The organism is Synergistaceae bacterium (assembly GCA_031267575.1).
GTDB lineage: Bacteria > Synergistota > Synergistia > Synergistales > Aminobacteriaceae > JAIRYN01.
On the sequence record JAIRYN010000005.1, the window covers coordinates 1 to 13,780 of the forward strand.

Here is a 13,780-nt window from a genome sequence, read left to right on the forward strand (position 1 = left end):
GGACGATCTTTTCGGTGACCGCGGCGATGCGTTTGATGCCCCCTATGAAAATAAGGCCCGCGACCACGGCCAGGACGGCGCCCACGACCTTGGCGTCGATGCCCCACGCCGTATGGAAAGCGTCGCTGATGGAATTCGCCTGCACCATGTTGCCCATAAAGCCCAGGGCTAAGATGATTGCGACGGAAAAAATCGCCGCCAACCCTTTGGAGAAGACGTTGTTTCCAAGACCCTTGGAGATGTAATAGGCCGGTCCGCCGACGGCTTGGCCGTTTTCATCGGTGGTGCGATACAGCTGAGCCAGACAGGCCTCGGCAAAAATGGTAGCCATGCCGAAAAACGCGGCCAGCCACATCCAGAAAATGGCTCCCGGTCCGCCGGCCAGCAAAGCCGTCACCGCGCCTACCAAGTTTCCCGTCCCCACCTGGGCGGCAATGGCGGTGGCCACGGCCTGGAAAGAGCTCATTCCGTCTTTGTCCGCAGCGGCCCCGAACAGGGAAAAATCGCCAAAAAGGCGTTTGAAGCCCTTGCCGAATTTGAAAACCTGCACTCCCCTCAATTTAAACGTAAAGAAAAGCCCCGTGCCGCAAAGCAGGAGAATCAAACAATACTCTCCCCACAAAAACGAATTGGCCTTTACGATCCAAGCCAGGAGTTGCCCCAAAAAGGGCGAATTTGCCAACGGCTCCATAAAACATCATCCTCCATGATAAATTCAAAATCATCCATGATAAATTCAAAAAGCCATTGATAAATTCAAAAGGCCAATTCAAAAGCTTCTAAGGTTTTTACAGGTTTTTACAGGTCTTTACAGATATCCATATTCCCTCAAAACGGCCATACCCTTTTCCGCGTTACGGGCGGCGAGCTTTACCACCGGGCCGGTGCATCCCATGGCCGACTCGGCGTAGACGCCAGCTTTCCAGAGCGCCCTCACCGCGTTTTCGATCTCCAGCACGTCGACACCGTGGAGTTCTTCGTCCGTGGGCTCCGACGGCGGCGCCTTCACGGCCTCTTCCGCCGTCGCTTTGGGCGTAAGGGCGCCTATTTCCTCGTCCAGTCCCGCCTTTTTCGCGGCGGAGAGCTCGGCAGCCACCTTGCCCGGCAGGCCGCCCGCGACCACCGCCGCCGTGAAGGTCAATGCGCCCGCGATGACCGGCGCGCCCGACGCCCGCGAGATGATGGAGACGACCTTCCCCCATCCTTCGCCGCAGGAAGGTCCGTAGCCCCAGCCCGTGGCCTCGTAGGAACCGCCGGTGTTGAAAGAAGAAAACATTTTTACCATGATATTGCCCGTCAGAGTGTCCGTGACGCAGATATCGACCGCGCCGGCCAAAACGTCGTTGCCGCGCAGCACCGCCCCGCCGTCCTGACGGACGGAAGAGCCGAATTTTACGTCGTAACCCCTTTCCGCCATGCGCGAGAGCGCGCGAAAGACAGGCTGAGCGGTGTCCACGTTCAAGACGCCCACCGTGGGGTTCGCCATGCCCAACGCCTTCGCCGCGGCGATTCCATAGACCGCGTTTCTCAACATGGCCTCGCCCCGGTTCACGGCGGACGTGCCGGTTGTGGACGCCAAAATCATGGCCCGCCCTTTAGCGGGGGTCATGACGCGCCCGATGGTGGTCACTCCCAGGGGAAAGGGAAAATGCAGCGCCACGGCCCCTCCGATCCGTCCCTCCTCGACGGCGTTTTCGAGCTCCGCCGAAATATTGGCCTCGCAATCGTCTGTCTCCATCCAGTCCAGGTCCTCGTAACCGGAAATTTTGGGACCGATCATGACGGGTCGGACATTGCCGTAGGTCTCAACGGCCATTCTCGCGCCCCTCGCCAGTTCTTCGTTTCCGAGTTCGCTGCCGGCAGCCATCAGGCCAACGCGGACCTTGGGGCCGCCGCTTTTCGCCGCGTCGATGATTTCGGCCAAGGATTCGCCGACTAGTTTTTTAATATCGCTCATGCCTCCGCCCTCCTAGGCCAGCTTGCCGGCGATTTCGGAAAGAGCCTCCAGAATCAGGGATTTGACGTCTTCTTTGCTCACAGCACCTGTGAGCCCTCCGGCTGAAGTGCCCTTGGAGGACTCGATCAAGAACGAGGCGCCGTCCGCCAGATTCGTCAATCGCGCCAAGAAAAGGCTTCCCTTGCCGATGATCATGGCGCGTTTCATGGTCCCCGCCTTGATGCTGTCGCAGGCGATGCCGATGAAGGGCACGCCCGACGGAATGTGGCCCTGGGTATGAGCAAAGCCGATGACGCCGTGCTTCTTGATGAAATCGTCCATCTCGCTTTTTTCGATGGCCTTTTTCATGACGGCCAGGGCCGCGGTCATCTTGATGTTCGCGAGAGGGACGTCGCCAGCGCCGGCGGGCAGGGTGATCTCAGGGATCTGGAGCTCGGCCGCGTATTTGTCCACGTCCTTGAAGGAAAGACCTTGGGCGGAAAGGGGCTCGTAAATCAGCGCCGACGTGATGGCCTGAGGGGCCGCGCCCGCTCCCACCGAGTGCTTGCCAAGGGCGTCTAGTCGCATGACGGGATGCGTCCCGTCGTCGGGGACCAGCAGCACGGCGAAGTTCCCCAGGCAGTCCTCCAGGGCGGGAAGCCCCTTCTTGACGTGATCGCGGCTGTTCATGTAGAGCTTCGGAATAGCGCCGCCGGCCAAGACGACGCAGTTTTTCCGCGCGCCGGCCGCCACCTGGGAGGCCCCGGAGATCAGCGCGTTGACGGGCCCGGCACAAAATCCACGAACGTCGCAGCCGGAGGCGTTGACGCAGCCCGCTATTTCAGCCACGGCCTTGGCGAAGTTGCCCCCGGCCCGTTGGTTCATATCTCCCGCTCCTTCCTCGGAGCACTCGATCACGAAGTCGATCTCCTCCGGCTTCGCGGCGCTGTTCTTCAGCAGGTGCAGAAGGGCCAGGACTCCCCCCGCCTTGCAGGCCAGGTTCTCCATAAGGACGTAGGCGAAAAGGCAGTCGTCGATCTCGTGTCCGTTTCGGACGCAGCCCACAACCTTGCCTCCGTAATAGAGGGCCCGGCCCTTTTTATCCTCGATCTCCGTCTCGATCTCGGGCATTTCATGCAAGCCCTTCAGACGGGCGACAATGGATTCGTTCATGACGGGATCTTTCAGAAGTTTCGCCTTGACGTCCTCGCCGAAGGACTTTTCCAGCCAAATCAGATCGAAGACGTCGCATATGGTCATGAGGCCCAAAAATTCATCCTCCGGCATGATCTCGCCGTACTTGCCGTAGCGTTGGGCGTTTGTCAGGTAATTTTCGATCCAGGGGGTCTTTGCCGCCTCGAAGGCTTCGTAGTCGATGCCGCCGATATAGGCCTGGTTCGGCGCGTATCCCGCGGCTTTTTCGTAAGTTTGGGCGTATCGGGGCAGATTTTTTAGAAAGTCGCTTTCGCCCTTGGTCTCGAATTCCACGAAAGGCGTGGAGCCGTAGCGCAGTCCCAGCTCCGGCGTGTGATTCAAACAATAGGAATAGCCTTTGATTCCAACGTTCGACATGAATGTCCTCCCTAAGCGAAGGCCCAGGAACGGCCTGGGCCCACGTCCAATCAGCCGGCCGCGTTCAGTTGGTGAATACGGTCTGCTCTGTTATTTCCGTCTGCAAGGCCTCGAGGGACCTCTCGACGAGATGTCTGCGAATGATTTTTTCCTCTTCCGGGGTTCGGGTCGGGTCGCCGAAGGGATGGGGGATCGCGATAGCCGGAACGATTCTGTTGGCTCCGACGGTCTGCGAGATGGGGACTATGGTACAAACGTGAACTACGGGGAGCTTGCGTTCGATTTCCTTTACCATCGTTGCGCCGCAACGAGTACAAGTTCCTCAGGTCGAGGTCAGGATAACGGCGGTGACCCCATCGGCAACGAGCTTGTCGGCGATTTCGGCGCCGAAGCGCTTGGCGCTGGCTACAGCCGTTCCGTTGCCCACAGTGGCGTAGAATTTGTTGTGGAGCTTCTTGAAGACGCCCTCTTTTTCCATATCACGCAGAACGTCCACAGGCAACACCACGTCCGCGTTTCTATCCGCGTAGGTGGCGTCGTAACCGCCGTGGGCCGTACAATATTTGTCCGCCGTCAGGTCCATGACTCCCGTGATGTCGTACTCTCCGTACTTGCTGGCGCTGGATGCCTCGATGTGGTCGGGGTTTCCTTTGGGACAGATGCCACCCGACGTGACCAGAGCGATGACGGCGTCTTTCATGTCCTTGACGGCGGGTTGGGGATCCACTCGGTCGAAGACGGGCATCTTGTACTCCGTCTCGAAGGGTTCCCCTTTCATTTTCGCCACGAACATCTCCACGCAACGCTCGGCCGCCAGTTTATCGTAAAACTTGTTCTTGCGGATTCCCCGCTCGATGTACCCCTCTTCTGCCGGCGTTCCCACCGCCTCACCTTTTAGGAGTTTTAATAACAGCTTGACCATGACGGGAATCGCTTTTCTCATCCCCACAGCGCTGTTGGGGGTCTCCACAATGTGGAAGGATTTTTTGTAGAGTTCGACGCCGGGGTTTTCTGGGTACATCCCGCTGACTACGGGGATGCCCAGTTGTTTGGATACGGCCTCGCACATCCCGCCGCAAGCTGTGCCGTAGCGCCCGGCGTTGAACGCGGGGCCGGCCACGAAAGCGTCGGGTTCGTATTTTTTGATCATTTCGATGATATCCGCGCTTGCTTTATCCATATTGGAGGCAAAATAGGAGTCGCCACAAACGACGGTCGCCACTACCTGGGCATCCGCCCCCAGCGCTCCCTGTAAAGCCGCGCCAGGTCCTATGGCGCCTTCGCGGATCTCGGGCGCTATATCGGCTTTTTCTTCGCCGCCGATACCCGCAAAGAATTGGTTAATATAATGAACGACACGATAAGCCAACGTTGCTCCCCCCTTTATATCCGGCTTTCTGTCCGGTGTCGCGGGTGCCATTACACATTATGGTTCGCGCGAGAGGCGAACCCTGCTGTTAGTCTCAATAAGTCGCCTCTAGAGAACGTTTTTACTGTACTGTTCACGAATACCCTTGACTGCCGTCGCCAACGCTTCGGGGTCCAGAACCATCTCCATCATACTGATCTGTTCTTCCCACGCCACAGGGTCGCATGCGTCGCGTATCGTTTGGTCGAAAACGTGATATACAGGGAGCCCCAACGGGACTCCGGCGAGAGGACCCGCATAAGTCGGATCACCGTTGCTCACGGTCTCGGCGTAAATCTCCGCGCCTTCGGCGTCGGAGGATCCGAGAATCACGATGCAATCGGTTCCGAACTTCTCGGCAGCGTCTTTGATACGCTGCTGGTTCTGCAAGTCCATCGCTCCTGCGGCGGTTCAGACAAAGCATTCGGTCACCGAAAAAAGAACTTCGGCGCCGCTATCTTTCAAACATGCCTCCATGGCCGGTCCCGGCACGCCGTCGCGCTCGCCGAGAAGCAGTACTTTTTTGCCCGCCAATTTCCCCATGTTTGAACACCTCCTTCAATAAAAATAAATTAGATTTGTTTGTGTTACGTTAATTTGTGTTACGTTAAATGGTATAAGCGCCAAGCTTGGTGTAGCCCAATTCGCTGGTGGCGCCGGTGATGGCCTGAAGCTCGACGGTAATCGAGCCATCGGCGGCCAGAGAACCCTGCCAGCCCCCCGCGATGACGTTGGCTTCTTCCGCGAATCCCAGGACTTTCTCCATGGGCGGCAACACGATGACCTCGTTGGCATTGCCGGCCGTGACACAGGCGTTTCCCTCGACACAGGAATCGGCCAAGGACTGACTCGCTCCGTCCTGTCCAGCGTACTCGTCGGTCAAAAGCGTCGTTTTGATGCCCAAGCGCTCGGCCTTCCAGCAGTTCATGATTAGATCGGCGTCGGGGTTACCAAAACCTTCCTCGGTGATGACAATGCCGTCGAGTCCCAACATGGCTGCCAGTTTTGTAGCGAAACTGGAGCTGCGGCGTTTGTCGGCCAAGGTTACGTTCTCGTTGGTGACGATACAGGTCACGAAGTTAAAGTCTTTGCCATGACGTTTCAGCATGTCGGCGATAACGGGGTTATTCAAGTGAACGTAGCTGCTGTTTTTGTCACAGGCCGAAACACAGTTGCCCGACACGATTGCCCCGTCCATCACTTCGAGGGGCGACACCACGGTGGGCAGGATCTTCTTTACGTCCACGCCATAAAGATACGTGTCGTGCAAAAGTCCCTGAGTCTGAAGCATATAGAGGTAGCCCACCTTGGGCAATCCCGGATGCGCGGTCATGGCCTCTCTGATGTTGGGATGCTCGAAAGCGTCCACTTGGTCGACCTCGAGTCCGGACTCGGCGCAGCATCGCGCCAAATAGGCGGCCGCCTTCAGTCCGGCCATGCGACAGGCGGTTTCGTAGTCGTGTTTGTCCATGGCGGGGTTCGCCGGTTCCAGCAGCAGCACCACGTTGCAGGTCTTCGAATAGGGAGTGTAATCCGCGCCAGGCCCAGACATATCGATGATGCCTTCTTGAAAACGCACGATCTTACCCGCGGTGACGACGGCGGATCCGCTTAACACCACAGTCTTACCCTCTCCGACCGTTTCCACGTCGGAGATCATCCCCGGAAAGACCTGTCCGCCGCCTTCGATTTTCCAGCGCGGTTCAATGACATCTTTTACCGGAACGATACGAATACTTTCTCCAGGCATAGCCAGAGCGACGTCGAGATTTTTACCCAACAGCTCGTCTTCTGAGAGCAGATCAAGCAACTCTCTTTTGTTGACGGTCAACGTTCCCCCGGCGATGCTCGTTTTGTCGCCGAAAGCCAGTTTGTTTACGAACACTCTGTGCAGCTCAAGTCTCAATGCCATTCCTCCTTTCTTGCGTACTCCTTAATCCCAAAACGACCGAATCTCTTGTGCTCTTCGCCTCACGCGATCATGGCCTCGATCTTTTCGGTGATGTTTTCGGCCGTGGCGTCCGTCCCACTCAAGCGGGCCACCTCGGCTCCGCCCTTCCAGAAGAGAATCGTGGGCAAACTCATGACCTTGAAATTAATGGCCACGCGCTTGTTTTGCGAAGTATCCACCTTGCAGAACTTGGCTTTTCCGTCGTACTTCTCCGAGAGTTCCATGAACTTCGGCATCAAAGCCATGCATGGACCGCAAGCGGGCCCCCAGAAATCCACCACTACAGGCAACGCGCTTTCCTTTACTTCCACATCGCAGTTTTCCTTAGTCAAATCAATCGGCATCGTTTTTCACCTCCTTTGGTGTCACGGTTTATGTTTATGAACTCTTGACGGCGACCTCCGGCCACATTTTATATTGCGTCAAACTTTCTCTCATCAACTCGACGTCGATGAAAGCGTAGTCTTGGCGCGTTTCAGCGGGGAATTCGTCGGGCAGAGGCAGTCGTTTTGGGCAATCGCGGTATACGAGAACAGCCTCCTCGATCAACGAAAGCGAATCAAGATCCACGAGGCCGCCTGGAACTCCTCCGTTTTGAACTTCTTCTATCAAAACAGAACGAAAAGGTTGTTGATGAGGGCGAAGGTTACCGCACAAGGGATGAGTCAACAGACGACCGCCCAAATGTATCGCGTCTCGCGCGGCTATGAGTACATCTAAAGAAGACCCATTCACGAAACGCGCCGAAGAAATCAACCGATGCAAACTGGAATTGTTCGTCATCAATACTCTATTGTTCATCATCACATATCCGCTTTGTATTCCAGTTGACGCCGGAATGTTATGATCGAAACGCCTAATGTTTTAGATGCTTTACCTATGCTTAACAATCTATTCATAATTGCATATATTAACATAGCTTTAATCATATTTCAATCGTACTGTTCATACCCTTCTTTCAGGGCTTTATCGTATTGATTATCGTATGTTTTTCCTCCATTAGTCAAGGCGAAAACATCGAAACCCTCGTTCAGAATTGACCTCTGGAAGACTCGCACCAGCTGTCTGCGCGTTTTACTGAATATCGAACTGGGGTGTATTCTGCGATTCGTTTATACTTTAAGATTTGAATCACAAGGAGGTGAACTTGGTGAGAAAAAGAGAAAGTGTTGCGATGATCCTCGCCAGCGGGTATGAGGCGGGGTTGGGTGCTTTGGGGCACTGTTTGGAAAAACCGACTCTCTTTTACGGCGGCGCGCACAGGATAATCGATTTCACGTTGAGTAATTGCATCCACTCGGAAATGGACGCGATAGGCATTCTCCCTCAGCGTTTGAGCGCTGAACTTCACTCGTACATTGGGGATGGCCAAGCGTGGACTCTCGCCAAGGAAGACGGGGGTGTTTTTGTCCTTCCGGCCAAAAAAGGCAAAGACTACACGGACACAGCCGACGCCGTTTATAAAAACATCGATTTTATCGAACGGTTTGGTCCAGATTACGTGTGCGTTTTCCGTAGTGATCACGTTTGCAAGATGGATTACGCGAAAATCCTCGATGTCCACAAGAGAAACGGCGCGGACGCTACGATCGTCTCCACCTCTCCTTGGAAGACGTCCAGATACGGAATGCTGCATGTCGATGAGGAAGGTAAGGTCCTTGGCTTTGAGGTAGACCCCCAGCGAAGGGGAATGAACTTGGCGTCGATGGGCATTTACATCTTCAACTGGGACACGTTGCGGCGACGCCTGGCCACCGGCAACCTCAGCGCGGAATGGGGAGACACTTTGGCTAAAAACGTACTTTCGGCTATGCTCGCGGAGGGCGAAAAAGTGTGTTCTTATCGTTTCGAGGAATATTGGCGGGACCTGGGAACGGTGGAAAGCCTATGGGAATCCAACATGGACCTCCTGCGAGATCCTCCCCTGTTCACCATTCAGGAGGAGGGAAAGGAAGTGTTCAATTCTTCCGGCGTTCAATCCGTTCGTGTGGTCAAAGCGCCTAAAATCGAGCAGAGCATTCTCACCGGCTTGCACGATATTCGCGGCAGGGTTGAACATTCCATCCTTTCGGACTCCGTCGTCGTGGAGGAAGGAGCGGAGATCGTCGACTCGGTTCTTATGCCCAACGTGTACGTGGGGAAGAATACAAAAATCCATAAAGCCGTCGTCGCGCCCAACACGAAATTTATGGACAACGTGGAGATTGGGGTGACGGACGGAGCCGCCGCTTTCGTGTGTGAACATATCTGCGCGAGGGGCGTTTCGGCCATCGCTTCATGGGTTTACGTGGGCGCGGAAACAAAGTTGCGGGGAAACTCCAACATCGAAAAAGAAGCTTTCATCTATGGTTCTTATTTCCACGTTCTGAACCCCGAACGCATCAGCGGGGTATCGTCCTTACCCTCTTTCGAGTTCGCAACGTAACGTCTCGGATAGCAGGCCGCTCATTTAAACAAGAGCGTGAGAAGCAAGAGCATGATGAGAAACAAAAGATTAACATACTCCCACGACTAAAGTTGTGGGAGTCTAAAATCGACAAAGACAGCCGACTGAAACCGATCTTATGTCTTCTCCTGTCTTCTCCTTTAAGAGTGGATGCCCCCACTCTGAGAATATTTACAGCCGCATTAGTATCCTGGTCGTGTTTCGCCCCGCATCTCACGTTGATAAGCCATTAAAGAAGTTTAAGAAGTTTAACATGAAAGTAGACTGAAAGTAGACATATGACAAGAAACCAAATACAAAACAAACGCCGCCGTTGGCGGCGTTACGATTCTCATCCAACGGCTGAAGCCGTTGGATGAGAATCGCTTTATCGTAAGCATTAGGAAACCGCGCACGGCTTCCTGCTTTTGACTCTCTTGTTTTGCGCGCTTTGAAATTGTCGACTATCCTCGGATGAGGCTCAGTACCGACTGGGGAAGTTGGTTAGCCTGAGCTAGGTTACCACTTTCTTGGTGTGAAGTCTGACGGAGGGGAGACGAGACGAACGGCTTCCCCTGCAAGTTCCAAAACAAAGAAACCGTTGGCGTGGGCGAAGTTAGCTACATCAGCGTCGACCTCTCCTCCGGCCATAGCGCCGAGCAAAAATTTTCCCTTTACCTCGGCAGGCGGGTATTTCTTGATAAGTTCCATGCGTTTCATGTGGTGTTCCACGTCGCTTTCTTTGTCCAGCTTTTCCTTCACCTCCACGGCCATTGCGTATGTGCCGTCCGAAAGTAGAATATCGATATCCGTGCGAACGCGATTATTCTCATCATAGAGCTTCACGCGCTGATAGGCTCGCTGGAGGTTGTAGGGATAATCCGCGAACTTTTCCCACAAGCGAGCGGAAATCAGGTTTTCGATCAGCGCGCCAAAAGAATTGTTCAGCCCGCCGATGTTCTTTGAAAGTTTCCCGATTTTCAGGTCCGTTTCTTTCATTTGCCGATCCGTTTCTTTCATCTGCCGATCCGTTTCTTTCATTTGCAGGACAGTTTCTTTCATTTGCCGATCCGTTTCCTGCATACGTTCTCTCAATTGCCGGTCCGTTTCTTTCAATTGCCGGTCCGTTTCTTTCATCTGCAGGGCAGTTTCCTGTATACGTTCTCTCAATTGTCGGTCCGTTTCCTGCATACGTTCTCTCAACTGGCGGTCCGTTTCTTTCATCTGCAGGGCAGTTTCCTGTATCTGTCGGTTGGTTTCCTCTTGCAGTCGTTCAAGCCTATCCAGGCCAAGCCACACCCTTTGAGCGATGGCTTCCCATCCTTGCGATCCTGTTTCTGCCGTGTTTTCCATCTCTTTTGCCTCCCTCATTGGCAGATAAAATACGCTATAATCAAGTATAACATACGCTATGGGCGAAGCGAGCCGTCAGTGTTTTAATGTTTTAATGTTTTAATGTTCAGACGTTCAGAACATTTTGGCCTTGGGTAGGCACGAAAGAAACTGAAAAAGCAGAGAGCCCTACGCGCGCAGCTCCCTGCTTTTGATTCTCTTGTTTTGCGCGCTTTGAAATTGCCGGCTATCCTCGGATGAGGCTCAGTACCGACTGAGGAAGCTGGTTAGCCTGGGCCAGCATGGCCGTGCCGGACTGGGATAAAATCTGTAAACGCGTGAAGTTCAGCATCTCTATGGACATATCCGCGTCGCGGATGCGGCTCTCCGCCGCCGTCAGGTTTGTCCCAGTGGTCGTCAGGTTTGTGACCGTGTGCTCCAGAGAGTTTTGGTACGCGCCGATCTTCGCCCGCTGTGTGGAAACCTTGCCGAGCGCGCTGTCCAGGATGGTGATGGCTCGTCCAGCCGATTCCCTATCCGTCACAATCACCCGCGTGATCCCCAAGGCGTCCGCCGACATGTTCCCGATATCCACGGCCACGTCATCGCCCTCGTTGGCTCCCACCTGGAACACCGTGCTGTTGTCCACCAGGTGTAGGATCGTCTCGTAGGTTTGTGTTTGCTTGATCAGGTCGAACGTGCGCGTGTTTTCGTTCCACTGTACCGTAATGTTCGCCATCGCGTCGAACTCCACATCCACGTTGGGGTGGATCACGCCCACCATAAGATTCCCGGACATCCTCACGCCGCTGGCGATAATGGTGCTGTTGTGCGCGTCATAGGCGGAAACGTTGAAGGAGTTCTCCCTGGCCGCCTGCACCTCGTTCAGGGACAGGGCGTTGATCAGGTCCTCGTCGCCGGAGAACGACAGCTTACCGCCATCACCCGCCACCATGGACCGGATGATCATGGTCCCCATCACGGACTCCACCGTATTGGCTTTCGCGTTTTCAACGAACGTCGCGAAATACGACGCGGCGCTGACCGCGTACTTTGCTTGACCAAGCCCATTGGCAATGGCATCATTCAGTTTGCTCTGGAAAGTGGCCAGAGTGTCCGTGGAGTAGAGCGTGATGGAGGTGTTCTTGCCGTCGCCCTGGGAGATGGTGATGGTTTGGGGGTCGTTCAGCATGAAAACGCCCTGGGAGTTCCAAAATTTCTCCAGATCCCGCAGCGCCACGTCGCTCTTCGCCACCTGCCCGACGTAGCTTGCCTCGAACGAGGCTAGCGAGTTCGCAGTCTTCGGTGGATTATTGTCCTTAAAGTTCTCGTTCGTGGTCAAGACGATGTTGCCCTCGTACACCGTGCCGTTGGCCGTGTTCAGGTAGAAATTGCGGAAGTGGAGTTCTTTATTATTGATACTTGTGGAATCCATGGCAAAACGGAGAGGTTGCTCTGTGACGTAATAAGGCAACGTTGCTCGTGGTTTCGCCCCTGTTCCTGAATCTCTGATGTCCGTATCTTTCCATGCGTAATCCCATTGCGTATTGCTTATTCCGTCAATGATGATCAGTGTATCCGCCGTGGTCGTTGTCGTCACTGACTTTTCCGCAGCCGTGACGTTGTAGACCAACTTGTCTCCGACGCTGAAGAGATTGAATTGCTGATCGGTCATCGTAATATCAAGATCAAAACCAATATCCTCCGCCGCGATATTGTTGTTTATCAGATTAGTAGGATAAGTAGGGGCAGTAGCGCCATTAGCTGAAGTCGTTGGAGGGGTTGCCTGTATGACCACGTCGTTCTGCACGTAGTTTTCGACCGTGCCGTCCGTCTTTAAAACAGAAGAAGTTATCCGCACCGTCATCGTATTGGCGGTTTTGTCGACATGGGTGATCTCCACGAGGACACTGGCGTTGACCTCCGTATTATTGGCTGCCGCGAACACGCCCGTCTTTCCTGTACCCGTAGGATTGCTGTTTTGGTTATATGCCGTAGCTGTTATTGCGTGATCCTCCGGAGTGTACCCCGCGCTGCTGTAGTAGCCCACCAGATGGGTTTTTGCGCCCCTCCCCGCAACATGTGCCGTCGCCGTTATCGTATACGTACCAGCCGGGATGTTGTCTACGCGGAGGTTCTGAACGCCGGCTTGCTGGTTGACACTCTTGTTCATGATGACGTTCTTGTGTTTAATTTTGAAAATGTCAGTTTTTTGGGCCTCGGCCTGGCCAGGGGTGGCGCTCACCGCGATCTTAAAGTTGCCCTCGAAGGCGGCCTTTTGGCCGAACTGGTCCACCTGGCGCAGAGAGCCGCGCACGTAGGCCTTTGTGCTCAGGTCGTTGGAAGACCACAGAGCCGCAGAACTGCCGTCAAGCAGGCGTTTTTTGTTGAATTGCGTGGAGGAGGCGATGCGGCTAATTTCATCTTTTAACTGATCAATCTCCAACTGGATGTACTGACGGTCTTGTTGGGTCAGGGTGTCGTTGGCCGCCTGAACCGCCAATTCTCTCATACGCTGGATGATGCTGTGGGTTTCGCTTAGAGCGCCTTCCGCCGTCTGCAACATCGAAATGCCATCCTGCGCGTTTCGGGTCGCCATGCTCAATCCATTGATCTGGGCGCGCATTTTTTCGGATATAGCCAAGCCCGCCGCGTCGTCCGCCGCGGAGTTGATGCGCAAGCCCGTCGAGAGCGTCTGAATCGATTTTTGCAGACTCTCGTTCGTTTCACTGAGAGAGTTGTAAGCGTAAAGCGCCGGTATATTATGATAAATTCTCATTATATATTAACCTCCTGTCTTCGAGGCATCCTACCTCGTTCGACGTTCGACACAAATAAATCTTTCTTCGACCATCCTGATCCCCATATGCGTTTTTGTGTTGCCTTGCGCCCTGTGCCGGCGCGAATATATCAAAATCCCTTTTTCCAAGCATCACTCCTTTGATAATAATTTGATAATTTGATAATAATTTGATAATAAATAATAAGAATGATAAAAGCCTTTGCTAAAAGACCCGCTCCTCCTATGGAAAACGCCAATGTTGCTATTCACGCTACGATAAGAGCCTATGCTACTCACAAAAAAAGCATCGTCTTTATGAAACCAAAAACCCCTATCATCTGTGAACTTACCTAATAATGGCTATCAAAAGGTAT

The 13,780-nt window shown here is 54.1% G+C and carries 11 protein-coding genes; 1 reads left to right on the forward strand and 10 read right to left on the reverse strand.

Going from position 1 to position 13,780, the window contains the following annotated elements:
* The 8 genes from LBJ36_00640 to LBJ36_00675 all read right to left on the reverse strand — a co-directional run.
* The coding region (locus LBJ36_00640) for an alanine:cation symporter family protein (protein ID MDR1377549.1) at window positions 1-691 on the reverse strand (691 nt) is incomplete at its 3' end.
* Between the two features lie 117 nt (window positions 692-808).
* Window positions 809-1,957, reverse strand: coding sequence for a glycine reductase (locus tag LBJ36_00645; protein MDR1377550.1), 1,149 nt, complete (start codon window positions 1,955-1,957; stop codon window positions 809-811).
* A gap of 12 nt (window positions 1,958-1,969) precedes the next feature.
* Complete coding sequence (locus LBJ36_00650; GenBank protein MDR1377551.1) at window positions 1,970-3,508, reverse strand: DUF5940 domain-containing protein; 1,539 nt, start codon at window positions 3,506-3,508, stop codon at window positions 1,970-1,972.
* Between the two features lie 64 nt (window positions 3,509-3,572).
* Window positions 3,573-4,877 (reverse strand): glycine reductase complex selenoprotein B, encoded by a 1,305-nt coding sequence (gene grdB, locus LBJ36_00655; GenBank protein MDR1377552.1) that lies wholly within the window; start codon window positions 4,875-4,877, stop codon window positions 3,573-3,575.
* 108 nt (window positions 4,878-4,985) lie between these two features.
* Window positions 4,986-5,459, reverse strand: a complete 474-nt coding sequence (locus LBJ36_00660) for a glycine/sarcosine/betaine reductase complex selenoprotein A (GenBank protein MDR1377553.1) — start codon at window positions 5,457-5,459, stop codon at window positions 4,986-4,988.
* A gap of 64 nt (window positions 5,460-5,523) precedes the next feature.
* Entirely contained in the window at window positions 5,524-6,822 is a 1,299-nt protein-coding gene (locus LBJ36_00665; protein ID MDR1377554.1) for a glycine/sarcosine/betaine reductase component B subunit, read from the reverse strand.
* A gap of 65 nt (window positions 6,823-6,887) precedes the next feature.
* A complete protein-coding gene (locus LBJ36_00670) occupies window positions 6,888-7,211 on the reverse strand; it encodes a thioredoxin (protein MDR1377555.1) in 324 nt (107 codons plus the stop codon).
* A 34-nt stretch (window positions 7,212-7,245) separates the two neighbouring features.
* Window positions 7,246-7,668 carry a GrdX family protein gene (locus LBJ36_00675; GenBank protein ID MDR1377556.1) on the reverse strand — a complete coding sequence of 141 codons (423 nt, stop codon included), beginning with the start codon at window positions 7,666-7,668 and terminating at the stop codon, window positions 7,246-7,248.
* A 349-nt stretch (window positions 7,669-8,017) separates the two neighbouring features.
* Between LBJ36_00675 and glgC the strand changes: the two genes are divergently transcribed.
* Window positions 8,018-9,292: a glucose-1-phosphate adenylyltransferase gene (glgC, locus tag LBJ36_00680; GenBank protein ID MDR1377557.1), complete on the forward strand. Its 1,275-nt coding sequence runs from the start codon at window positions 8,018-8,020 to the stop codon at window positions 9,290-9,292.
* A gap of 519 nt (window positions 9,293-9,811) precedes the next feature.
* On the opposite strand, the gene LBJ36_00685 is transcribed toward glgC, so the two are convergent.
* Both LBJ36_00685 and LBJ36_00690 read right to left on the reverse strand, forming a co-directional pair.
* Window positions 9,812-10,645, reverse strand: coding sequence for a restriction endonuclease, SacI family (locus LBJ36_00685; protein ID MDR1377558.1), 834 nt, complete (start codon window positions 10,643-10,645; stop codon window positions 9,812-9,814).
* Between the two features lie 226 nt (window positions 10,646-10,871).
* Window positions 10,872-13,403, reverse strand: a complete 2,532-nt coding sequence (locus LBJ36_00690; protein MDR1377559.1) for a flagellin — start codon at window positions 13,401-13,403, stop codon at window positions 10,872-10,874.
* Between the last annotated feature and the right edge of the window lie 377 nt (window positions 13,404-13,780).

Excerpts from the sequence above, each read along its gene's own strand:
- LBJ36_00645 (MDR1377550.1), bottom strand. The coding sequence starts at position 1,957 with ATGAGCGATATTAAAAAACTAGTCGGCGAATCCTTGGCCGAAATCATC.
- LBJ36_00650 (MDR1377551.1), bottom strand. The coding sequence starts at position 3,508 with ATGTCGAACGTTGGAATCAAAGGCTATTCCTATTGTTTGAATCACACG.
- LBJ36_00670 (MDR1377555.1), bottom strand. The coding sequence starts at position 7,211 with ATGCCGATTGATTTGACTAAGGAAAACTGCGATGTGGAAGTAAAGGAA.
- LBJ36_00675 (MDR1377556.1), bottom strand. The coding sequence starts at position 7,668 with ATGAACAATAGAGTATTGATGACGAACAATTCCAGTTTGCATCGGTTG.
- LBJ36_00685 (MDR1377558.1), bottom strand. The coding sequence starts at position 10,645 with ATGGAAAACACGGCAGAAACAGGATCGCAAGGATGGGAAGCCATCGCT.
- LBJ36_00690 (MDR1377559.1), bottom strand. The coding sequence starts at position 13,403 with ATGAGAATTTATCATAATATACCGGCGCTTTACGCTTACAACTCTCTC.